Source organism: Desulfuromonas sp. (assembly GCF_002868845.1).
Lineage (GTDB): Bacteria > Desulfobacterota > Desulfuromonadia > Desulfuromonadales > BM501 > BM501.
Genome location: NZ_PKUB01000031.1, coordinates 1 through 23,478 on the forward strand (window position 1 = coordinate 1; position 23,478 = coordinate 23,478).

Sequence of the window (23,478 nt, forward strand, 5' to 3'; positions counted from 1 at the left end):
GGGATGTTCTCCAGGAAGCGGGCCGCCTGGTTGGCGGTCATGTCGAGGACCTCGGCGATGTTCTTCCCCTTGTAGCGCACCTCGAGGGTCTCCCGGTTGTAGCGCGAGCCCTTGCACACCTCGCAGGTGACGAAGACGTCGGGGAGGAAGTGCATCTCGATCTTCAAAATGCCGTCGCCCTGGCAGGCTTCGCAGCGCCCCCCCTTGACGTTGAAGGAGAAGCGCCCCGGCTTGAAGCCGCGCACCTTGGCGTCGGGCAGGCCGGCGAAGAGGTCGCGGACGTCGGTGAAGACCCCGGTGTAGGTGGCCGGGTTGGAGCGGGGGGTGCGGCCGATGGGGGACTGGTCGATGTCGATGACCTTGTCGAGCATGTCCAGGCCGAGGATGTCGTCGACCCGGCCGGCCTTATTGCGGGAGCGGTAGAGTCTTTGGGAGAGCGCCTTGTACAGGGTGTCGAGAACGAGGGTGGACTTGCCCGAGCCGGAGACCCCGGTGACGCAGGTCATCACCCCGAGGGGGATCTTCACGTCGATCCCCCGGAGGTTGTTCTCCCGGGCCCCCCGCACCTCCAGGAAGCGTTCGCTGCGGCGCCGCTCCTGCGGGACCTCGATCGACAGCTCTCCGGTGAGGTAGCGGCCGGTGAGGGAGGCGGGGTCTTCCATGATCTGCTTCGGGGTGCCCTGGGCCACCACCCTGCCGCCCTTCAGGCCCGCCCCGGGGCCCATGTCGAGCACGTAGTCCGCCTCGAGGATCGTCTCCTCGTCGTGCTCCACCACGAGCACGGTGTTGCCAATATCCCGCAGCCGCTTCAGGGTCTCCAGCAGGCGCCGGTTGTCCCGCTGGTGCAGGCCGATGGAGGGCTCGTCGAGGATGTACAGCACCCCGACCAGCGAGGAGCCGACCTGGGTGGCGAGGCGGATGCGCTGGCCCTCCCCGCCCGAGAGGGTCCCCGCCGAGCGGCTCAGGCTCAGGTAGTCGAGCCCCACGTGGACGAGGAAAGAGAGGCGCTGGCGGATCTCCTTGAGCACCCGCCGGCCGATCTCCGCCTCCCGCTCGGCCAGCTCGAGGCCGGCGAAGAAGCCCTCGGCCTCGGTCACCGACAGAGCGCAGACCTCGCTGATGCTCTTCTCCCCGACCCGCACGCAGAGGGACTCCCGGCGCAGCCGGGCCCCGTCGCAGCTCGGGCAGGGCATCACGTTCATGAAGCGCTCGAGGTTCTCCCGCACGTTCTCCGAGTCGGTCTCCCGGTAGCGCCGCTCCAGGTTCGGGATCACCCCCTCGAAGGGCTTGGTGTAGAAATGGCGGCGCCCCCCCTGGTCGAACCAGAAGCGCACCGGCTCTTTTCCCGAGCCGTGCAGCAGGACCTTCTGCGCCTTTTCGGGCAGCTCGGCGAAGGGGGTGTTGATGTCGAACTCGTAGTGGTCCGCCAGGATCTCCAGCAGCTGGTGGTAGTAGACCCCGGTGCGCGTCTCCCAGGGGACGACGGCCCCCTCGCGCAGGGAGAGGCCGGGGTTGGGGACGACCTGGTCGGGGTCGAAGTACATGCGGGTCCCGAGCCCGGAGCAGTCCGCGCAGGCGCCGTAGGGGCTGTTGAAGGAAAACATGCGCGGCGCGATCTCCGGGTAGGAGACCCCGCACTCGATGCAGGCGTGCTGCTCTGAAAAGAGCCGGCTCTCGCCGCCGACCTCCTCCACCCGGACGAGGCCCTCGGCCAGGCCCAGGGCGGTCTCCAGGGAGTCGGCGAGGCGGCCCGCGATCCCCTCCTTGACCACGACCCGGTCGACCACCACCTCGACCGTGTGCTTCTTCTTCTTGTCCAGCGCGATCGGCTCGGACAACTCGCGCATCTCGCCGTCGATGCGCACCCGCACATAGCCGTCGGCCTGCAGCTGCTTCAGCTCCTTGCGGTACTCCCCCTTGCGCCCGCGCACGACCGGCGCGAGGATAAGCAGGCGGGTCTTCTCGGGCATCTCCAGGATGCGGTCGGTCATCTGCTCAACGGTCTGGGAGGAGATCTCCTTGCCGCACTTGTGGCAGTGGACCCGGCCGACCCGGGCGAAGAGCAGGCGCAGGTAATCGTAGATTTCGGTGACCGTGCCGACGGTGGAGCGGGGGTTCTTGCTGGTGGTCTTCTGCTCGATGGAGATGGCCGGGGAGAGGCCCTCGATTGAGTCCACGTCGGGCTTTTCCATCTGCGACAGGAACTGGCGGGCGTAGGCGGAGAGGCTCTCCACGTAGCGCCGCTGGCCCTCGGCGTAGATCGTGTCGAAGGCCAGGGTGCTCTTGCCCGAACCGGAGACCCCGGTGATCACCACCAGCTTCTCCCGGGGGATCTCGACGTCGATCCCCTTCAGGTTGTGCTCGCGGGCGCCCTTGATGACGATTTTATCGGCCATTGGCAAATCCGTGACTCGTGAACCGTGATCGGTTATCCGGGGAAAGGAAAAAAAGACTCAAAAGATTCCAAAGGCGCCTCACGCAAAGGCCGCATAGGACGCGAAGGCCCCCCCGTGTCTCCGCGCCCCTGTGGCTAGAGGTTCTCCGCCATCCGCTCCGCGGTGCGGACCGCCGCCACCAGGCTCTTCTCGCTGGCCTCGCCGCTGCCGGCGATGTCGTAGGCGGTGCCGTGGTCGACGGAGGTGCGCACGATGGGCAGGCCGAGGGTGACGTTGACCCCGTCCTCGAAGTGGAGGAGCTTGAGGGGGATCAGCCCCTGGTCGTGGTACATGCAGACGACGGCGTCGTAGGCGCCGGCGGCGGCGAAGTGGAACAGGGTGTCGGCGCTGTGCGGCCCGCCGGCGTCGATCCCCTCGGCCCGGGCGGCCTCGATGGCCGGGACGATGAGGCGCTCCTCCTCGTCGCCAAAGTGCCCCCCCTCGCCGGCGTGGGGATTGAGGGCCAGCACCGCGATGCGCGGCCGTTCCAGGCCGTAGAAGCGCCGGAAAGAGGCGTCGGTGATACGGACCGTCTCCAGGATCTCCGCCGTGCTCAGCGCCTCCGGAACGTCCCGCAGGCCGATGTGGGTCGTCACCAGGCAGACCTTGAGGCGCTCGCCGCCGAGCATCATGACCACCTTCTCCACGCCGCAGCGGGCGGCGAGCAGCTCGGTGTGGCCGGGAAAGTCGCAGCCGGCCGCCTTGACCGCCGCCTTGTTGATCGGCGCGGTGACCATCGCCGCGGCCTCGCCGGAGAGGCAGCGGGCGCAGGCCCACTCGATGTAGTCGAGCATGGCCCGGCCGCAGGCATTATCGGGGCGGCCGTAACGCAGCTCCTGCGCGGGCAGGTCGGACAGAGCCCGCACGGCGAGGGTCCGCCCGCCGTGGTGCAGGCGATGGGTGGCCAGCCCCGCGGCGGGAAAGACCTCCGCGTCCGCCCCGAGAACCGCGGCCGCCCGAACCATCACGCCGACGTCGCCGGCCACCAGCAGCGGCCGGGAGAGGCCGTCCAGCTCACCGGAAAAAAGAGCCTTGAGGATGATCTCGGGGCCGACCCCGGTGGGGTCGCCCATGGTGATGATGAACGGATGATTCACGGTGTCTCCTCCCGAATCACACAATAGTTCAATATAGTTCATCGTGTCCGCCGGAGACAACGGAAAATGAAAGATCCCCCCTTGGCCTCTCGGCAGGGGTGAAAAGGGACGGGAGGTGTCGTGCCGTTCGGTGGAAGGGTGGGCCTAGAAGCGCCGGTCGAAGCCGTCCGCGGCCGCGGCCGCCGGGAGGGGGCGGCTGAAGAGGAAACCCTGGGCCATTGCGCAGCCCCGCTCCTGAAGAAAGCGCTTCTGCTCCTCCGTTTCCACCCCCTCGGCGACGACCTCCAGATTCATGCTCTGGGCCAGGGCGATGACCGAGGCGGCGATGGCGGCATCGTCGGGATCGGTGGTGATGTCGCGCACGAAGGAGCGGTCGATCTTGAGCTTGGAGATGGGAAAGCGCTTCAGGTAGCTGAGGGAGGAGTAGCCGGTGCCGAAGTCGTCGATGGCGAGGTGCACCCCTCGCCCCTTGAGGTCGTTCAGGGTGCCGATGGTCGCCGCGACGTCCTTCATGACAATGCTTTCGGTGATCTCCAGCTCCAGCCAGCGGGGGTCGAGTCCCGTCTCCTCCAGCACCCGGTCGACCAGGGCGACAAAACCGGGCTTTTTGAACTGGCGACCGGAAATGTTGACCGCCATCCGCAGGGGCGGGTTGCCCCCCTTCTGCCAGGCCCTGTTCTGGGTACAGGCCCTTTGCAGGACCCACTGGCCGATGGGGACGATCAGCCCGGTCTCCTCGGCCAGGGGGATGAAGTCGGCGGGAGAGACCATGCCCCGTTCCGGGTGGTGCCAGCGCAGCAGGGCCTCCATGCCGACGATCCGGCCGGTCTCCAGGTCGACCTGGGGCTGGTAGTAGAGTTCGAACTGCTCCTGCTCCAGGGCCCGGCGCAGGTCGCCTTCGAGAAGAAGCAGCTCCTGGGATCGGGCGTTCATGTCGGGCGAGTAGAATTTGAAATTGTCACGCCCCTGATCCTTGGCCTGGTACATGGCGACGTCGGCGCACTTCATGAGGCTTTCCACGTCCTGGCCGTGGTCGGGAAAGAGGCTGATGCCGATGCTGGTGGTGACGTAGAGCTGGTAATTGCCGACCGGGATATCCTGTTCCAGGCTGCGGAGGATTCTCCGGGCCACCGCTGCCACCGGGCAGAGGCCCTCGAACTCCTCCAGGACCACCAGGAACTCGTCCCCCCCCAGCCTGGCCACGGTATCGGTCTCGCGCACGCACTCCTGCAGCCGCCTGGCCACCTGCTGCAGCAACCGGTCGCCGATCTCGTGCCCCAGGGAGTCGTTGATATTCTTGAAGCGGTCGAGGTCGAGAAAGAGGAGCGCCACCTGGTTTGTCGAGCGGCGCGCCTTGGCCATCGCCTGGCCGAGACGGTCCTGGAAGAGGAGGCGGTTGGGGAGGTCGGTCAGGGGATCGTGGTAGGCGAGGTACTCGAGCCGCTTTTCGTTCTCGCTCAGTTTCTCCTCGACCTGGAGCCGATCGGTGATCTCCCGGGAAGCTTCGATGATCCCTTTCAGGGTGCCGTCCTCGTTCCACAGGGGCGAGGCGGAGAGCTCGAAGATGCGTCTTTCGCCGTCGCCGACGTGGTGCTGATGGAGCGCCCTGGCCGGCTCCCCTGTCCTGCGCACTTCGTCGAGGAGGCAGGGATGCTCGGAGCGATGGGAAACCTGGTGGCACTTCAACCCTTCGCCCGGTCCCACCGAGGCGGAAGCCATGGCCCGGGCCGCCCGGTTCATCATCAGGACGTCATGGTCCAGCCCGATGACCATGATCGGGTCGACCACCCCGTCGATGACCGACTGCAGAAAGGCACGCTCCCGGCGGAGTTCCGAAAAGAGCTGGGCGTTCAGCAGCGCCTGGGCCAGGCGCGGAACCATGAGAACCAGGAGCTGGCGGACGTCTTCGGGGATCCCGTCCACCTCCGTGGAACCGCAGTTGAGGGTGCCGAGACACCGGTTCTCGACGTTCAGGGGGAGCAGAAAATCCGATTTCAGCCCCGCCTCGAGCAGCTTGCGGTCAACGGCGAAGATCTTCTCCTCTCTGGCGATATCGGGCCGGTAACGAAGGGCCCGTTCCCGAATCACCTCCCAGAGGACCGTATCCCCTGCCGGGATCAGGTGCCCCTTCGGCATCTCCCCCAGGTCGGAACTGGCGTCGTAAATCCGCAATGCCTGGCGGGTTCCGTCCTGCAGGGCGATGGACACCCTCGGAATCCGCAGCCGCTCGGCAACAAAAACGATGGCCTGAGAGGCAACGCGACCCAGGTCCAGGTGGGAGATCTCGTTTTCAAAGTCGGCCAGGTTCTGCAAAACCCGTGCTTTGCCGCTCAGCTGCCGCTCGGCCTCGTTGCGGGCGGTGACGTCGCGGCTTATGGCGACCGCCCCTTCGGTTTTTCCGTCGGAGCCCTGCAGGGGAGAGTACGTCACCTGGAGATGCCGCTCCCCGAGACCGGGAAAGGCCCGGGCGATCTCGAACTGCACCGTCTCCCCCCCCAGGCACCGTTCGAGCCGGGGCCCGATGTCGGCCGCATAGAGTTCCTCGCCGAGGATTTCCTCAACCGGGCGGCCGAGAACCTCGCTCCGCTTCTGGCCGTAGTATTCGAGATAGGCACTGTTGACGACCTGGTAGGTGTGCCGGGGGCTGACCACCGCGATCAGATCCCGGGAACTCTCGACCGCCTTCTGGTAGTCGCGCAGAAAATCGGTCTTCTCGGCCACCTGCGCCTCGAGCAGGGCGTTGCTGGAGCGCAAGCGGTCCTCGGCCCGCTTGATCCGCAGCATGGTCTTGAGCCGGGCGGCCAGTTCGACGTTGTCGATCGGCCGGGAGATGAAGTCGTCGGCACCCGCCTCGAGCCCCTGGGCCCGGAGCTCGGAGGTGGAGCGGTGGGCGGTGAGGAGGATCACCGGCACCGTGGACGTTTCCGCGCCCCCCTTGAGCCGCCGGCACAGCTCGATGCCGTCCATCTCCGGCATCTGCATGTCGAGCAGGGCGCCGTCGAGGGGATGGCGGCCAGCCAGGCTCAAACCTTCCCGGGCGCCGCTGGCGGTCAACACCCGGCACGCGGGCAGCTCCTGGCCGATCACCTGCTGCAGAACGAACAGGTTGTCCGGGTTGTCATCGACCAGCAGCAGGGTGGGGGAATATTCAGCCGTCATGGTAATTGCCGGTCATGGGGTGGAGAGGCGCATCGAAACGGCGGTTCCCGGCGTCCGGGGCCTCAGGCAGCCTCTCGAGGGGCAGGGAGAAGATCGCCCGGGTTCCCTCCCCCGGCCCGCTCTCCAGCCAGATCCTCCCCCCGTGGGCCTCGACGATGCTCCTGGCGACGGTCAGCCCGAGGCCGAGCCCCCCGACCGCGGTGCTCGAGGCGTCGGCCCGGTAGAACTTGTCAAAGGCCCGATCGGCCTGCTCCGGGCTCATCCCGATCCCCTCGTCCTCGATCGAAACGCGGTACGCATCGCCCGCCGCCGCCCCCACGATCCGGACCTGGCCGGCGCCGGGGGAGTACTTGACCGCGTTGTCCAGGAGACTCTCCAGGACCTGCACCATCTTTTGCCGGTCCACCTCGAGCCTCCGATCCGCCTCCGGAAGGGAGATTTCCAGCTTTTTGCCGCAGAGCTGCGGGCGGAAACCTTCGACCGCTGCGGCAATAGTCTCGCCAATGGAACAGGGGGCCTTCTCGAGTGGGATCTGGCGGCCGGTTTCGATGCGCCCCACGTCGAGAAGTTCATCGACGATCCTCTCCAGGGCCTCGGTCTTCTCGAAAATGACCTCCAGAAATTCCCGCTGCTGTTGAGCGTCGAAGTCTTCGCCGCTCAGCAGCAGCTCGGCAAAGCCCATGACGGCGGTCAGGGGGGTGCGCAGCTCGTGGGCGGCGGTGGAGAGAAACTCTCGCTTGATCCGCTCGATCTCCCGCTCCCGGGTCATGTCCCGGAGGATGGTGATCGTCCCCCCCCGCTCCCCCGGCCCTTCGGCTGAAACAAAGGTCCGCACCTGGATGGTCCGAAGCGTCCCGGAACCGGGATCGGCCCATTCCATGTCCTCGGAGACCCGGCTTTTTGCATCGGCCAGAACGACGGAGAAATGATCCCGAAGGGGCCGAAAAAAGATGGCCTTGTCAACGGGCTGCATGAAGGCCGCCTCCAGGCGCAGGTCGAGGAGATCTTCCGCAAATCGGTTCATGAGGATAATGCGGTTGTCCCCGTCGGTGACGATAATGCCGTCCGCCACCGATTTGAGGAGGGCGTCGATGCGGCCCCTGGCCGCCTCGGTCTCGAGCAGGGCTTTCGTCTTCCCCTCTTCGGCCTCCCTTCGGGCGGTGATGTCCTGGCCGATGGAAACGACGCCCATGGGGCCCCCGGTGTCATCGAGGAGAACCCGGCAGTTCCAGGCGATTATCTTGATCGCCCCGTCTTTGCATCTTATGGGGGTTTCGAACCCTTCCACAGTGCCACCGTTGCGGAGGAGAGCGCCCAGCTTTTCCTGGAGTTCGCTTCGATAGGTCTCATCGGGATAGAGCAGGCCCCAGATGTGGGATCCGCCGACGACCTCCTCCGAGAGGTAACCACTGATATTCTCGGCGGCCTTGTTCCAGATCGCCACATGACCGTCCTCGTCCAGAACGTCCATCCAGATATGGGCATTGTCGACAATACCCTTCTGGAACTGACTCAAGCGATGGATCTTCTTCTCGGCGGCCCGGTGCTCGGTCACGTCCCGGATCACCGCGACGACGCCCTCGACCCGCCCCCCTTCGCCCCGCATGGGGGTGGAACGGACCTGCTGCTGCCTGGTCCCCCGCTGCGGGTAGTCGAGGAGCAGGTCGAACTCGACCGTTTCCCCGGCCAGGGTGCGGTCGAGGCGGGGGCGAAGGGTCGCTTCGAAGGCCTCCGCGCCCAGCACTTCCGAAACCGGCCGCCCCAGGACCTGCTCCCTTTGAAGGCCGTTGTAGTCGAGGGCCGCCTGGTTGAAAAGGAGGAATTCGTAGCGGGGGCTAACAACCGTAACCAGGTCATTGGTGCTCTCGACCGCCTTCTCGTAGAGACGCAGGGCGGCCGTCTTCTCGGCCACCCGCCTCTCCAGGCCGGCATTGGCCCTGCGCAGCTGCTCCTCGGCCCGCCTGACCCGGAGCATGACCTTGATCCGGGCGACCAGTTCGAGGTTGTCGATGGGGCGGGAGATGAAGTCGTCGGCCCCCGCCTCCAGCCCCCTGGCCTTGAGCTCGGAGCTGGCGCGGTTGGCGGTGATGAGGACCACGGGCATGCTCGCCGTCGCCGGCTCGGCCTTGAGCCGGCGACACATCTCGATGCCGTCCATCCCCGGCATCTGCACGTCGAGCAGGGCCCCGTCGAGGGAGACCGATGCGGCCAGGGCCAGCCCCTCGCCGCCGGAAGCGGCCGTGATCACCCGGCAGCCCGGAAGGTGCCGCGCGATCACCTGCTCCAGGACAAAGAGGTTGTCCGGGGTGTCATCCACCACCAGGAGGGTCTGTTCGTCGCCGATGATAGCCATCTACCCTCCTTCCGCCGGCAGGGGCGCCCATCTGTCAAGGATGCTCTCCAGGGCGTCCCGCTCCAGGGGCTTGGAAAGGTAGTCATCACAGCCGGCGGCCAGCAGAGTTTCCCGGTCGCCGCGCATCGCCCGGGCGGTCAACGCAACGACGGGGATTCCCTTCAGGGCCGGGTCGGACTTGATTCTCCGGGTGGCATCGATGCCGTTGAGCCCGGGGAGGTGAATGTCCATGAGGATCAGGGACGGGGCGACCTCCCTCGCCATCTCGAGGGCCCGGGCGCCATCGGGGGTGGAGGTGCAGACCCGGCCCATCTCCCGGAGAATCGCCTCCACGGTCAAGCGGTTGTCCGGGTTGTCCTCCACCACCAGGACCGGTCCCCGCCCCCCTCCTGCGGGCCGGGACGGGTCGACGGCCGGCGGCTCGGCCGGGGTCTGCTCCCTCGATTCTCTCAGGGTCTCCTTCACACGCGCGATGAGCTGCTCCCGGTCGAGGCTTCCCTTCTGGATGAGCTGCTGGACATTGTTGTGACTCAGGCGGGCCCGGTCCTCCGCGGTGAGTTCCTTGGCGGTGAGGACCAGCACCGGCAGGGTGGCGGTCCGCGGGGTGGAGCGGACCCGCTCCAGCACCTCGAACCCGTCCACGCCGGGCATCATCAGGTCGAGGACGATCAGGTCGGGCACGTCCGTGCGGACCAGCGCCAGGCCCTCCTCTCCCCCGGCGGCGGCCTTGACCGCATACCCCGCCTCCTCAAGGACCGAGCGGATCTGCAGGGTCGCCACGGGGTTGTCCTCCACCACAAGGACCAGGGGCTTCTCCCTGCCGGGCCCTGACGGCCCGGGAGAAAGAAGCCCGGCTGCGGGGATCTTTTCCTGTGCAGGGGAGAGCGCCCGGGCCGGTTCCGGGCGGACCGATCCTTCGGACCTGACAGAGGATGCTTCGGGGATCGGAAGCGAGAGAGTGAAGAGGCTCCCCTGCCCCACCTCGCTCCGGACCGCGATGTCCCCCCCGAGCAGCCGGGCCAGCTTGCGGCAGATGGCCAGGCCCAGCCCCGTCCCCTCGTGCCTGCGGGTGGTCGAGCCGTCCACCTGCCGGAACTCGTCGAAGATGTGCTCCAGGTCGGCCGGGGAGATTCCCGTCCCGGTATCCCGCACCAGGAAGGAAACCCGGCCGGCGGCGGCCGAAACCCGGACGCTCACCTCGCCCCGCTCGGTGAACTTCACCGCGTTGGACAACAGGTTCAACAGGATCTGCCGCACCCGGTCCTGGTCCGAGCGAATCAGGGAGAGGTCGCCCGTTTCCAGCGTCAGCTCCAGGCCCTTTTTCGCGCAGAGGGGGCGCACCGTTTCGGCCACATCGAGAACGACCTGGCGGGGTTCGAACTCGGACAGGAGAAGGTCCATCCGGCCGGCTTCGATTTTGGAGAGGTCGAGGATATCGTTGATCAGGTTCAGCAGGTGGCGGCCGTTGCGCTCGATGACCTGCAGGAACTCGGTCTCCTGCTCGGGGGAGGTCCCCACCCCGCGGCTTAGCATCAGCTGCGAGAGGGCCAGGACGCTGTTGAGCGGGGTGCGCAACTCGTGGCTCATGTTGGAGAGGAATTCGGTCTTGAGCCGGTCGGCCTCCTCGACCCGGGCGCGCTGGGCCTCCATTTCGACCGCCTGACTCGTCAGCTCTTCGGCCTGGCCCTGAAGCTCTTCGGCCTGGCTCTGCAACTCCTCGTTCATGGTGGCCAGTTCCTCGTTCTTCTCCTGCAGGTCACTGGCCAGCTTCTCCGTCTCGGCGTGAACAAGGGCGTTGCTGACGGCGGTGGCCAGCTGGGGCCGGGTCATCTCCACGACCTCCAGCTGCTCGGCGGTCACCGGGTAGAGGCTGGCCAGGGCCACCACCCCGATGGACCGGCCCTGGAAAACGAGGGGGATGTTGACGATGCAGTTGGGCAGACCCTCGCCCGCCACGGTGGTGACGGTAAAACGGGTCCCCGGGGGGATCTCCCGCAGCACTTCGACCGTCTGGCGCTGCGCGGCGAGCCCCGGGCCCTGGCCCATGGCGATCTCGGCGGGCAGGCCGGTGCCAGGGGCCAGCCCCTTGGCCTTCGCCAGCCGCAGGGTGTCGGGGGTCCCGGCGTCGCGGAGGTATACGGCCCCGACCTGGCTGCGGGTCGCGTCCATGACCTTGTCCAGCCCCTGTTCCAGAAGCGCGTCGAGGGTGGCGACCGAGGCGAGGACCGAGGCCACAGTCAGGGCGCCCTGCTGCACCCTTTGCCGGGCCTCCAGGGACTCGGCGGCCTCCTGCAGCTGCCCGCTCCGCTGCTCCAGGCCGCCCATGGTCTCCTGAAGGGTGCCGGCCATGGCGTCGAAGGCTTCGGAGAGGACCCCGATCTCGTCCCTGCGTTTCAGTCCGCAGCGGATGGAGAGGTCCCCTTTCGCCAGCCCCCCCGCCGCATTGGCCAGGACCTCGAGAGGCAGAACAAGGTTCCCCGCCATGAAGATGGTGACGATGACGACCAGGATGATGCCGAGCAGGACCAGGGTCATCGAGTGGATGATGTCTTCCTGCAGGGGTGCGAAAAGCTCTTCCCGGTCGATCTTGACGACCATCCCCCAGCCCCAGTCGGTACCGACCGGGATATGGCGGTATGCGGCCAGCACCTCGACTCCCCGGTAGTCCTTGGCCTCGATGACCCCGTCCTCCCCCCGGGCCGCCCGCACCGCCGGCTCGGCATCGATACGATGGGCCAGGGGCCTGGCGGAACTTCCGTCGGGCAGGTGGTACTTGAGAGCGGTGACGACACGGCGCTTCCCGTCGACCAGCAGGGCCTCGCCGCTCTCACCCAGCCCGTCGCCGGTGTGGAGCATGGCGGTCAGGCTGGCGTCGATTTCAGCCTCCAGCACGACCACGGCCCCGGCCGTCCCCCCCGGGGCCGTGACCACGTGGCTGAAACAGAGGTCGGAGCAAAGGTCGTCGCCGCCGGGATCGAGGTGGGGGGCCCCCAGGTAATCGTCCCCGGAGCGAAGGGCCCCGGCAAACTCGGCCGAGGAGGCGATGTTCTCCCCGAGCCGGGCGGGATCGGTGGAGAAAAGAAGGGTTCCGCTTTGCGCGTCGGCGATCTCGATGGAGGCGTAGTCGCCCCGCTCCGTCTTGACGCTCTGCAGATACCTGTCGAGAAACGCGTAGCCCGTCGACCCGGTCGCCTGGCGCCACAGCTCCGCTCCCGTCTCTCCGGCCGCCCGCAGCGCCTTCACCCTTTCCTGCAGACGGGCGACATGCTCTTCGACCAGTTCGTTCTTGGCGATGATGTGCGTGTCGGCCCTGCGCGCCTTGATCCACTGCTGCAGGCGCCCCTTCTTGGTGTCCGCGATCAGCTCGAGCTTTTTGGCGGCTTCGGCCTTGCGGCTGCCCATCCTTCCCTGGTAGTCGGCAAAAGGGATTCCGAAGATCGATGCATACTGGACGCCGCAGAAGATCAGGACAAAAAGGAGGGAAAAGCCGGCGATCATCCTTGTCTGCAGGCTGTGGGCCAGCCCAAGGCTCTCTCCTGCCCTGCGTGGGTCTTTTTTTACCGCCATGAACCGTCTCCCTTTCACCGCTCAGTCCGATCCTTCTGAGGATACCGGCAAACCCCTCAGCCTACCTTGCGCCAGATCCGGTTCGGCCTGTCCACCGGCACGAACCCCTCGGCAAGCTGCCCCGAGAGGTCTTCGGAGGAGCCGAGGACGAGGAAACCGCCCGGGCCGAGGGAGCGGCGCAGCCTGCACAGAATCCCGGCCTGCGGCTCCGGCTGGAAGTAGATCAGCACGTTGCGGCACAGAACCAGGTCGAACGTTCCAAAGATGCTTTCCGAAGGCGCGGTCCTCTCGGCGGAGGTCAAATCATCGCGGCAGAACTGGACCATTTCCCGGACAAAGGGCTTGACCCTGAAGCCCGTCGCCGTCGGGTCGAAATAGCGGTCGAGAACCCCCAGCTTGGTTTCCTCGAACTTCTCCCTCGAAAAGTCCCCCCGCTCGGCCTGCCGCAGGGCTTCCCCGTTCATGTCGGAGGCGAAGATGAAGACCCGCCAGTCGCCCGCCTCCTTCTGCAGGGCCTGGTGGATCAGGATCGCCACCGAATAGGCCTCTTCCCCCGAGGCGCATCCGGCGCTCCACACCCGGATCTCCCTCGGCCCCCCACGCCCCCTGCGTTCGATGAGCCGAGGCAGGACGCTGCCGGCCAGGTTTTCGAATACGATCGCATCCCGGAAAAAATGGCTCACCCTGACCCCGACCGCGTCGACCAGTCGGTCCGGTTCCGCGGGGTCGGTGCGCAGCTTGTGCAGGTAGGCCGCCGAATCCCGAATGCCGAGCTGCCCCATGCGGAAGCTCAGCCGCCGCTGCAGGGTCCCCGGGCGATATCCATGGAAAGCGATGCCCCTTGCCTGCTCAAGCTCGGCAAAGATGTCCTCTAGGTCAGGGTTCATCATAGGGAAACATCAATCAAGGGAACGCCTAAAGCGTGATCAAAGATCACGCAATTCGAATAATTTATGTAATAAATAACCAAATACGTTTTAAGGCCTTGATCTTATATCTGTTTTCCTCAGGAGCCGACAACATACAATCAACGATTTATAGACCAGTGGTTAAATTTATCCACATAATTATTTCTAACTTACCAGTTAGGGTATTGATTTGGCCCAAATGTGCCGGTTGCATATTCCGAATGCCTGCAAACTAAGCAAAAAGCCCTGCCGGCATGCCGGCAGGGCTTTTTGCTTCGATGTCCCATCACTCCCTAGAGCTACAGCCGTCTGTCGATATAAGCCCCCTTCTTGAGCTCCTCCGACCACGCCTGCAGGCGCTCCTGGGTCTTGCGCTCCTTGAGGACGGCGGTGATCTCGTCCTCAACGCTGTCGTAAGGACGGATGCTGCCGGGGCTGCGCTCAGCGACCTGGAGCAGGTGGAAACCCTCGGCGGCTTCAACCACCGGGCTGACGTCCCCCTCCCCCAGCCCCTCGACGGCCCGTTCGAAGGCAGCAGTCAACTCCCCCTCGACAAAGGTCCCCATATCACCGCCGTCCACCCCCGGATCGGAGGCGTAGCCGAGCAGGACCGTGTAGAGGTCCTCCCCGGCAGACAGCCGGGCAGCGGCCTTTTCGGCCTCGGCCCGCAGGGCCTCGACCTGCTCGCCGGAGGCCCGCGGCGGAAGAGCGAAGGTCATGCGGTTGAGGCGCAGAAAGGGCGCCTCCCGGAATTCGTCGATGTGTTCGCGAAAGTAGGCCCGGATCTCCTGGTTGGTCACCTCGACTTTGGCCTGCACCTCCCTGCCGATCAGCTTGTACCTCTCGATCTGCTTGCGCAGATTCTTCCGGTACTCGGCGAAGGACATCCCCTGCAGGCGAAGGGCCTCCTCCAGCTGCTCGCCGGAGAGGTTGTTCTGCTTCAGGATGTCGTCCACCGCCTCGTCGACCTCGCCGTCACTGACCTCGATGCCCAGTTCGGCGACCCGCTGGCGAATCAACACCTGCTCGATAAGCTCGGAGAGGACCGTCTGCCGCCGGGCCTCGACCGCGGCGGAGGAGAGCGTCTCCCCCCGGGCTTCGGTGGCCATGCGCGCGGCGAGCTCGAGGTCGAGCTGACGGGTGGTGATGACCTCCTCGTTGACCACTGCGGCGATCCGGCTGACGACCTCGGCCCCGACCGGGACGGCCCAGAGCAGGGCCAGAACGGCTATCGTCGATAGTAAGCGTTTCATCTTTTCAATCCTTGCCTGCGAAGCTAAAGAAGAGACCAGTCGACCTCGATGGAGGCCCTCCCGCGAAGTTCCTGAAGCCAGTCCCGATGAAGCTGCTCCTCCCGGTCGGCCTCGAGCCGGGAACGGATCTCCTCCCGAACCTCCTCCAGGGGAAGGCGCACCGCCTTCCTCTTCTCCTCCACGAGGAAGATGTGGAAGCCGTAATCGCTCCGGACGAGCTCGCTCAGCCGGCCCACGGGAAGGGAAAAGACCGCTGCGTCGAACTCGGGGGGCATCTCCCCCCGGGAGAAGAAACCAAGGTCGCCGCCCTGCTCCGCGTCGGGGGAGAGGGAGTGCTGGCGGGCCAACCCGCCGAACTCCTCCCCCTGCCGCAACAGGCCGAGGATCTGCTGCCCCTCCTCTTCGGTCGCGACCACGATCTGCCGGGCGCGCACCTGATCGGGGCGGTCGAACTGATCGCGATGTTCCTCGAAATACGCGGAGACCTCTTCCTCCCCCACGTCCACCCGGGAGAGTACGGCCTGCCGCACCACCTTTTCAACGAGGAGCCCCTCGTTCACCCGGCGCTTCCAGCGCTCGGCGGTAAGGCCCCGCTCACCCAGCATCTCCTCGAAGGCTCCGTCCGGATAGTCCCGACGGTAACCCTCCATGGCCGCAGCGAGTTCCGCCGGGGAAACCGCGGCTCCGAGCCGCTCGGCCTCGCCCAGGATCAGCTCCCGGTCGATGACCTGAACCAGGAAGGAGCGCTGCAGCTCCTCCTTCTCCTCATCGGAAAAAACCCGCTCGGAGGGCAGGGTCTCCGCGAAATGCCGATGGAACTGCTCCACGGAAACCGCCCGGCCGTTCACCCGTAGAAGGGCGGGTTCTTCGCCGGGGGCCTTGTCCCGGCAGGCCGGGAGCGCCAGCAGGGAAAGGAGCAGGAGCAGCGGCAGTCGAATTTTGGCGATATGGAAAAACATGGCGGCGGGGCTGACTTTCGGGATTCTGCGCAGGACCAGGCGGCGCCGGGCTTTGCGCTGTCAGTCCGGAAACCTAGCACAGCTAGAGAAAACGGCGCAATTCTTTTTTGGCCGCCGCGAGGACCTCCTCCCCCTCCTGCTTGCCGAGGCGCACCGAGAGCCGGTAGTCGGGGGAGAAGCGGTACGTGCCGCTCCCCTCCTGGAGCAGGGCGAGGATCTTCTCCGGCGGCACGGGGGTGGTGGCGTGAAAGGCGAAAACCAGCTGCCGGCCGTCGTACTCGGCCAGCTCGACCTTGAGCCGTTTCATCATCACCCGCAGCTTCATCACCTCCAGGAGCAATGCGGCCGGCGCAGGGGGCTCGCCGTAGCGGTCGCGCAGTTCGTCGGCCACCGTGTACAGGGCCTGATCGTCGTCCGCCGAGGCCAGCTTTTTGTAAAAGACCAGGCGCTGGTTGGGGTCGGGCAGGTACTTCTCGGGCAGAAAGGCCGAAAGGCCGAGGCGGACCTCCGGGTCGACCTTCTCCTCCCGCTCCAGACCCTGCAGCTCCCGCACCGTCTCCTCAAGCAGTTCGGCGTACATCTCGAAGCCGATGGCTGCGATCTGACCGGCCTGGCGCCCGCCGAGCAGCTCCCCGGCGCCGCGCAGCTCCAGGTCGTGGCTGGCGATGCGGAAGCCGGCCCCCAGCTCGGTGAGCTCCTGCAGCACCCGCAGCCTCTCCCGGGCGTCCCGGGTGAGGGTCCCCTCTCCGGGAATCAGCAGATAGGCGTAGGCCCGCTCCTTGGAGCGCCCGACCCGGCCGCGCAGCTGGTAGAGCTGAGCGAGGCCGAAGCAGTCGGCGCGGTTGACGATGATGGTGTTGGCCCGGGGAATGTCCAGGCCGCTCTCGATGATGGTGCTGCAGACCAGGACGTTGCTGCGCCCCTCGACAAAGCCGAGCATCACCTCCTCGAGGGCCTTCTCCCCCATCTGCCCGTGGCCGACGGCGACCTTCGCCTCGGGCACCAGGGTCCGCAGGAAGCCGGCCATGGCGTCGATGGACTGCACCCTGTTGTGGACGAAGAAGACCTGGCCGCCGCGGCGCAGCTCGCGAAGGACCGCCTCGCGGATCAGGTCGTCGTCGAAGCGGGTCACGTAGGTGCGGATGGCGAGGCGGTCCACCGGCGGGGTGTCGATGACCGAGAGGCTGCGCAGGCCCATCAGCCCCATGTGGAGGGTGCGGGGGATGGGGGTAGCGGTCAGGGTCAGCACGTCCACCTCGGCGCGCAGACTCTTCAGCCGCTCCTTGTGGCTGACCCCGAAGCGCTGCTCCTCGTCGATGATGATCAGGCCCAGGTCGGCGAAGCTCACGTCGCGCTGCAGCAGGCGGTGGGTTCCGATGAGGATGTCGACCTTCCCCTCGCCCGCCTTCGCGAGGACCCTCTTCTGCTCGGCCGGACTGCGGAATCGCGAGACCATTTCGACCTCCACCGGGCAGTCCTTCAAGCGCTCGGTGAAAGTCTCCCAGTGCTGCTGGGCGAGGACCGTGGTCGGCACCAGCACCGCCACCTGGCGGCCGTCGTGGACCGCCTTGAAGGCGGCGCGGACCGCCACCTCGGTCTTGCCGTAGCCGACGTCGCCGCAGATCAGGCGGTCCATGGGGCGCTCGGACTGCATGTCCTCGAGCACCTCGCCGATGGCGGCGAGCTGGTCGGGGGTCTCCTCGTAGGGAAAGGCCGCCTCGAACTCCCGGAACATCCGGTCGGGCGGCGAGTAGCGGAATCCCTCGCTCATGTCGCGCCGGGCGTAGATCTTGAGCAGCTCCCGGGCCAGCTCCTCGACCGCGGCGCGGGCCTTGAAGCGGGCCTTCTCCCAGGCGCTGCCCCCCATCTTGTCGAGGCGCGGAACATGCCCGTCGCCGCCGACGTACTTCTGAACCTTCTCGATGCGGTCGACCGGAAGGTAGAGCTTGTCGGCCCCGGAATACTCCAGGTGGAGGAAATCCCCCTCGACCTGGCCGAGCTCCAGGTGCAGCAGCCCCCGGTAGATGCCGATGCCGTGGTCGGCGTGGACCACGAAATCGCCCTCCTTGAGCTGGGCCAGGGAGGAAAGGAGGACCTTGGCCCGGGCCTCGGCCGGCCCCCGGCGCCGCACCCGCGGACCGAAGATCTCCTCCTCGGTGACCACCGCCAGCTTCTCGTCGAGCAGGCGGAATCCCGCCGAGAGGTCCCCCAGCACCACCCGCTGCTGACCGGGGCGGAGCTGTTTCGGCCCCGCCGACGGGTCGAAGCTCAACTCCAGGCCGTAAGGCTGCAACAGGTCGAGGAGGCGCTCGGCCTGGCCCCGCTGGTGGCAGACCAGGCAGGTCCGCCAGCCGTCGCTGCGCCACTGCTTCAGACGGTCGGCCAGGTTCTTCATCCCGTCGCCGTCCCGGTCGATCCCGGCCCGGATGTCGCCGTTGCCCTCGGCGTTGACCCGGAAGAGCTGACGATCCTCCCGAAGCCGGAAGACCTGAAGGGAGGCGAACTCAACGCGCCGCGGCCCCAGCCCCTGCTCCAGTTCGGCCGAGGTCAGGAAGAGTTCCTCGGGCGCAACGTGGGGCTCGCCCTTGCGGGCGATCCGCTCCCGGCCGTCCTTGACCTCGGCGGCGAAGCGGTCGGCCTCCCCCTCCAACGCCGGCGAGTCGAGAATCACCCGCCGGCACCCGTCGGCGTAATCGAAGACGGTGTCCAGGGCCGGGTAGTTGAGGGGCAGCAGAAAAGCGCGCCCCGGGGCCAGCAGGCCCTCCCGGGCCTCCTCGAGGACGGCCTCGCGCCGGGGGCGGGCGATCTCCAGAAGGTCGCAGCGCTCCTTGAGGCGCTGGGCGAAGGTCTCCAGGTGGGCGCCCGCCAGGACCATCTCCCGGGCCGGCAGCAGCAGCAGCTCCTCCAGCTCCTCCTTCGCAGAGCGCTGGGTGCCGGGATCGAAGGGGCGCATCCGTTCCACGTAGTCGCCGAAGAACTCGATGCGCACGGGGTCCTGGCGGGTGGGAGGATAGAGATCGAGGATGTCCCCCCGGGCCGAGAAGGTGCCCCGGTCCTCGACCATGGGAACGGAACCGTAGCCGAGGGCCACGAGGCGCTCCAGCAGGGCCTTGCGGGGGTACTCCTCCTCCGTCACCAGGCGTTCGCACAGCCCGCCCAGCGCCTGGCGGGGGATGACCCGCTGCATCAGGGCCCGCACCGGCAGGACCACCGCCCGCGCCCGGCCCTCGTAGAGGGCGGCCAGGGCGGCGAGGCGGCCCGCCTCCACCTCGGGGTGGGGGCTCAGGGCCTCGTAGGGGGGGATTTCCCAGTGAGGAAGGAAGAAGACCTCGCCGGGGCGGCCGTGGAAGAAGGCGAGCTCGGCGGCAAAGCGCCTCGCACTCTTCTGGTCGGGAGCCACCACGAGGAGGGTCTAGTCGCTGGCGTCGAGGAGCCCCGCCAGCAGGTGGGCGCCTCCGGAGCCGACCAGGCCGAGGACCTCGGCCCGGCCCGATTCGCCCCGGACCCCTTCGACGAAGGAGCGAACCGTGGCGTGGGCGACCGTCTGTGTGGAGTTCTCCGGATCCATGGGCGCCAATAGAGAGGGGCGTGCCTGGACACGCCCCTGCGGTGGGTTGAGGTTTCCTGGTCTCTCAGTCGCGGGGGACCGCCAGCATCCGGTCGAGGGTCAACTTGGCCCGCTCGCGGACGTCCGCCGGCACGGTGATCTCCGGGCTCATGGTCTGCAGGCTCTTCAGCACGTCCTCCAGGGAGGTGAGCTTCATGTTGGGGCAGATGAGCTTGGAGGTCGGAAGGATGAACTCCTTGTCCGGGCTCTCCTTGCGCAGCCGGTAGAGAATCCCCATCTCGGTGCCGACGATGAACTTGGCGGCCGGGTTCTGACGGGCGAACTCGTACATGCCGCTCGTGGAGCAGATATGGTGGGCCAGCTCCAGGATCGGGGGGGGACATTCGGGGTGGGCCATGAAGAGGGCGTCGGGGTGCTCCTCGAGGGCCCGCTGCACGTCCTCCACCGAAAGCCGGTCATGGGTGGGGCAGTACCCCTCCCAGAGATGGCAGGTCTTGTCGGTGCGGTCGGCGATGTAGCGGCCCAGGTTGCGGTCGGGCACCAGCAGGACCTCGTCGGCCTCCAGGGAGTTGACCACGTTGACCGCGTTGGAGCTGGTGCAGCAGATGTCGCTCTCGGCCTTGACCGCGGCCGTGGAATTGACGTAGGTGACGACCGGCGCCCCGGGATAGCGGGCCTTCATCTCACGCAGCCCCTCGGGGGTGACCATGTCGGCCATGGGACAGCCGGCGTCGGGTCGGGGCAGCAGCACGATCTTGTCCGGGCCGAGAATGGCGGCGCTTTCGGCCATAAAGTGCACCCCGCAGAAGACGATGACTTCCCGGTCGGTGCGAGCGGCCTCCATGGAAAGCGCCAGGGAATCGCCGGTGATGTCGGCGAGTTCCTGAATTTCGTCACGCTGGTAGTTGTGGGCCAGAAGCAGGGCGTTGCGCTCCCGCGCCAGGCGGCGGATTTCCTGTTTGATCTCTTCCTGAGTCATCAGCAAACCTTTCATGCGTCATTTAACACGCAATGCTAGTTCAAAAACCCTTTCATGTCAAACCCTTATCCCGCCCCATCGGTCCTTGACAGAGGGGGGCATTGGAGCTATTCTCGTCACACCCCAATTTCATGCGTTTTTCCCTTCCCGCGAGGTCGCTACATGTTCGGAATCGGCTTGCCCGAAATGCTCCTCATCCTGGCCCTGGCCCTCATCGTCATCGGGCCCAAGAAACTCCCCGACATCGCCAAAGCCCTGGGCCGCGGCCTGGCCGAGTTCCGCCGCGCCACCGACGAGTTGAAAAGCACCCTCCACGAAGAGGCCCGCAGCAGCGAAACCAAGGACCAGCTCCTCAAGGAGGGGAAAATCCGCCCTCCCAAGGCCGTCCCCAAGCCCTTCTCGTCCCTGGCCGAAGAGGGGGAGTCGAGCCCAGCGGAGCAAACCGACGATTCCGGGGAGGACCGGGAAGCGCCCCAGGAACCGAAGGAGCCCCCCCATGGCGGATGAGCCCCTTCCTTTCACCGCCCACCTGGAGGAGCTGCGCAAACGCCTGATAATCGCCTCCGGAGCCTGGCTGGTGGCGTTCCTCGCCTGCTACAGCTTTGCCGAGCGCCTCTTCGGATACATCTCCGAACCGGTTCAGGCCGCCCTGCCCGAAGGCAGCTCTCTGGTCTTCATCAACGCCACCGAACCGTTCTTCACCTACCTGAAGGTCGGCGCCCTGGCCGGCCTGCTGATCGCGATGCCGGTGATCTTCTGGCAGATCTGGACCTTCATCGCCCCCGGCCTCTACGCCCACGAGAAAAAATACGCCATCCCCTTCGTCCTGGCCAGCTGCCTCTGCTTCGGGGCAGGAACCTTCTTCGGCTTCTCCTTCGTCTTTCCGACCATCTTCACCTTTCTCATCAAATTCGGCACCGGCAGCGGCGAGATCAACGCCATGCTCTCCATGGGAAGCTACCTGAGCCTGTCAACCAAGCTGCTTCTGGCCTTCGGCCTCGTCTTCGAACTGCCCATCGTGATCTTCTTCCTGGCCCGAATAGGGATCGTGGACCACAAGTGGCTGGCCAAAAACCGCAAGTTCGCCCTGCTCGCCGCCTTCCTGTTCGGAGCCCTTCTCACCCCGCCCGACGTCTTCTCCCAGGCCGCCATCGCCGTCCCCTTCATCGTCCTCTACGAGGTCGGCATCTGGGTGGCGCGCTTTTTCGGCAAGCGCAAAAAGGACGAGGAGGAGGCGGAAGAGTAGACCGGGACCCGGCCGAGCCGGACCACCGGCTCTTCACCGTCGATAGAACAATACCAAAGGGCCCCGACCTTTACGAAGGTTGGGGCCCTTTTTGCGCGAACGAGCTGAAACGAGGATCGGTCGGAGCCTGCATCGGAGGGGAAAATCCCCGAAGGTCAGGGAGAAAGGGCTCCCCGGGGCTTGGAAGAACTCCTTTCTTCGGACCTGCGCCCAAAACAAAGGCTGCAGGCCTCTCCCCCTTGGGGATCGAGTGAGCGCATGCGGGTTCGAGAGGCCGTTTTTGATTTCTGGCTTTACTCGGCCGGCTTGCGCGGTTTCCAGGCGACCACCGCGATAACGGCAAAGCCGGTCGCGTAGATGAAGGCCATCAGGGCCCAGAAGCCCTCCGTCTCGGCCAAAAGCATCCAGCCGATCTTCCCCCAGGCCGCCATAGCGGCCGCAATCCCAATCCATTGCAAAAACATCCTGACCATCGAATCCCCCTCCCTCAGCCGGCCTGGCCCGGCTCCATGTTCCATCCCCCCCCAAGGGCCTTGATCAGGGAGACGCTCGCCTGCAGCCTCTGGCCGAGAATCTGGACCGCCTGCCGTTCGCTCTGCAGGGAGGTGCGCTGACTGTCCACAACCTCGAGGTAGCTCACGAATCCTGCCTGGTAGCGTTTGTCGGAAATCTCCGCCGCCTCGCGGGCCGCCCCGACCGCTCTTCCCTGGGCATCGGCCTGCGCGGCCAGAACCCGCAGGCCGGAGAGGGCGTCCTCGACCTCGGCGAAGGCGACCAGAACCTGCCGGCGGTAAATGGCCACGGCCTCTTCGTAGGCCGCCCGGGCCCGGTTCAGGTTGGCCCGGTTGCGGCCGGCCTCGAAGATCGGCAGGGAAACCGCCGGGCCGAGGGCCCAGGACCGGCTGTCCCAGTCGAACAGCCCGGAGGCTTCGGTGCTGGCGTAGCCGGCGCTGCCGGTCAGGCGAATCGCGGGGAAGAAGGCGGTCCTTGCGATCCCGATGCGGGCGCTGGCGGCGGCCATCTGGCGCTCGGCCGCCCCGACGTCGGGACGCCGCTCCAGGAGGCTCGAGGGAAGCCCGGGGGCAACTGCCGGAGGGGTCAGGTCGAGGGGCGCAGGGGAGAGGGCGAAGCCTGCGGCCGCCCGGCCGAGGAGCACCGCGAGGGCGTGCTCCAGCTCGGCACGCCGTTTCTGCACGCCGAGGGCCTCGGCCTCGGTGGTGGCCAGCTCGGTCTCGGCCCGGGCCACGTCGAGGCGCCCGACCTGGCCGTGCTCAAAAAGGCTGGCGACCAGTTCCAGGTTCTCCCGGCGCAATCCGACTGTTCTTTCGAGCAGGGCGATATCGGCGTCGAGGGAGCGCAGAGCGAAGTAGTTGCCGGCCACCTCGGCCTGCAGGACCAGCAGCACATTACGGTAGTCGGCCAGACTCGCCCCGGCGTCGGCCCGGGAGGCCTCGGCCGAGCGCCGCACCCGCCCCCAGAGGTCGATCTCGTAGCTCAGGTCGAAGGGGACCGAGTAGCTGTCACCGGTGACTCCCTTGCCTCCGAAGGCGAAATCGCCGGGGGTCCGGGCGCGGCCCGCCGCAGGGTTGAGGTCCACCCGCGGCAGCAGGTCGGCCTCGTCGATGCGGGCGAGCGCCCGGGCCTGGTCGACCCGGGCGGCCGCCGCCCGCAGGTCCTGGTTGGCCGCGGCGGCCTCCTCTTCGAGCCCGTTCAGGACCGGGTCGCCGTAGATCTCCCACCAGCTTCCCTTCGGCGCCCCGTCCATCGTGGCCGCCTCCTTCCAGGGAGCGCCTTCCTTCCAGGCGAGGGGGGTGTCGACCTCGGGGCGGAGATAGTCGGGGCCGAGGGTGCAGCCGGCCAAAAGGAGGCTGAAAAGAGTGAGCGCGATAATGTGACGGACCTGTTTGTACATCGTCAATACCTGTTGTTTAAGGATCAATGTTTGCCACAGAGG

The 23,478-nt window shown here is 66.7% G+C and carries 15 protein-coding genes; 2 read left to right on the top strand and 13 right to left on the bottom strand.

Translation table 11 applies throughout. The features are described from left to right. From uvrA to nadA, 11 genes are all read right to left on the bottom strand, one after another. Nucleotides 1–2,396 (bottom strand): excinuclease ABC subunit UvrA (gene uvrA, locus C0617_RS09525; protein ID WP_291316789.1); only part of this gene is annotated, 2,396 nt, incomplete at its 3' end. A gap of 134 nt (nucleotides 2,397–2,530) precedes the next feature. Next, nucleotides 2,531–3,532 (bottom strand): 4-hydroxythreonine-4-phosphate dehydrogenase PdxA, encoded by a 1,002-nt coding sequence (pdxA, locus tag C0617_RS09530; protein WP_291316790.1) that lies wholly within the window; start codon nucleotides 3,530–3,532, stop codon nucleotides 2,531–2,533. A 144-nt stretch (nucleotides 3,533–3,676) separates the two neighbouring features. Continuing rightward, complete coding sequence (locus tag C0617_RS09535; protein ID WP_291316791.1) at nucleotides 3,677–6,691, bottom strand: EAL domain-containing protein; 3,015 nt, start codon at nucleotides 6,689–6,691, stop codon at nucleotides 3,677–3,679. Then, on the bottom strand, nucleotides 6,681–9,044 hold the full coding sequence (locus C0617_RS09540) for a PAS domain S-box protein (RefSeq protein ID WP_291316792.1): 2,364 nt from the start codon (nucleotides 9,042–9,044) through the stop codon (nucleotides 6,681–6,683). Before C0617_RS09540 ends, C0617_RS09535 begins: the two co-directional genes overlap by 11 nt. After that, the gene (locus C0617_RS09545) at nucleotides 9,045–12,611 is read right to left on the bottom strand and encodes a response regulator (RefSeq protein ID WP_291316793.1); all 3,567 of its coding nucleotides are present in this window, start codon (nucleotides 12,609–12,611) and stop codon (nucleotides 9,045–9,047) included. Nucleotides 12,612–12,667: 56 nt separating this feature from the next. Then, a complete protein-coding gene (locus C0617_RS09550) occupies nucleotides 12,668–13,498 on the bottom strand; it encodes a protein-glutamate O-methyltransferase CheR (protein WP_291316794.1) in 831 nt (276 codons plus the stop codon). A gap of 320 nt (nucleotides 13,499–13,818) precedes the next feature. After that, nucleotides 13,819–14,772 (bottom strand): SurA N-terminal domain-containing protein, encoded by a 954-nt coding sequence (locus C0617_RS09555; protein ID WP_291316795.1) that lies wholly within the window; start codon nucleotides 14,770–14,772, stop codon nucleotides 13,819–13,821. A gap of 23 nt (nucleotides 14,773–14,795) precedes the next feature. After that, the gene (locus tag C0617_RS09560; RefSeq protein ID WP_291316796.1) at nucleotides 14,796–15,731 is read right to left on the bottom strand and encodes a peptidyl-prolyl cis-trans isomerase; all 936 of its coding nucleotides are present in this window, start codon (nucleotides 15,729–15,731) and stop codon (nucleotides 14,796–14,798) included. Nucleotides 15,732–15,813: 82 nt separating this feature from the next. Beyond that, the gene (gene mfd / locus C0617_RS09565) at nucleotides 15,814–19,134 is read right to left on the bottom strand and encodes a transcription-repair coupling factor (RefSeq protein WP_291316797.1); all 3,321 of its coding nucleotides are present in this window, start codon (nucleotides 19,132–19,134) and stop codon (nucleotides 15,814–15,816) included. A 9-nt stretch (nucleotides 19,135–19,143) separates the two neighbouring features. Continuing rightward, entirely contained in the window at nucleotides 19,144–19,299 is a 156-nt protein-coding gene (locus C0617_RS09570) for a hypothetical protein (RefSeq protein ID WP_291316798.1), read from the bottom strand. 64 nt (nucleotides 19,300–19,363) lie between these two features. Beyond that, entirely contained in the window at nucleotides 19,364–20,278 is a 915-nt protein-coding gene (gene nadA / locus C0617_RS09575; protein ID WP_291316799.1) for a quinolinate synthase NadA, read from the bottom strand. Between the two features lie 162 nt (nucleotides 20,279–20,440). Between nadA and tatB the strand changes: the two genes are divergently transcribed. After that, a complete protein-coding gene (gene tatB, locus C0617_RS09580; protein WP_291316800.1) occupies nucleotides 20,441–20,785 on the top strand; it encodes a Sec-independent protein translocase protein TatB in 345 nt (114 codons plus the stop codon). Then, nucleotides 20,775–21,524: a twin-arginine translocase subunit TatC gene (gene tatC, locus C0617_RS09585; protein ID WP_291316801.1), complete on the top strand. Its 750-nt coding sequence runs from the start codon at nucleotides 20,775–20,777 to the stop codon at nucleotides 21,522–21,524. The genes tatB and tatC overlap by 11 nt, the downstream gene beginning before the upstream one ends. Nucleotides 21,525–21,817: 293 nt before the next feature. Here tatC and C0617_RS09590 read toward each other — a convergent pair whose 3' ends face one another. After that, on the bottom strand, nucleotides 21,818–21,997 hold the full coding sequence (locus C0617_RS09590) for a hypothetical protein (RefSeq protein ID WP_291316802.1): 180 nt from the start codon (nucleotides 21,995–21,997) through the stop codon (nucleotides 21,818–21,820). A gap of 14 nt (nucleotides 21,998–22,011) precedes the next feature. Next, on the bottom strand, nucleotides 22,012–23,436 hold the full coding sequence (locus C0617_RS09595; RefSeq protein ID WP_291316803.1) for an efflux transporter outer membrane subunit: 1,425 nt from the start codon (nucleotides 23,434–23,436) through the stop codon (nucleotides 22,012–22,014). Between the last annotated feature and the right edge of the window lie 42 nt (nucleotides 23,437–23,478).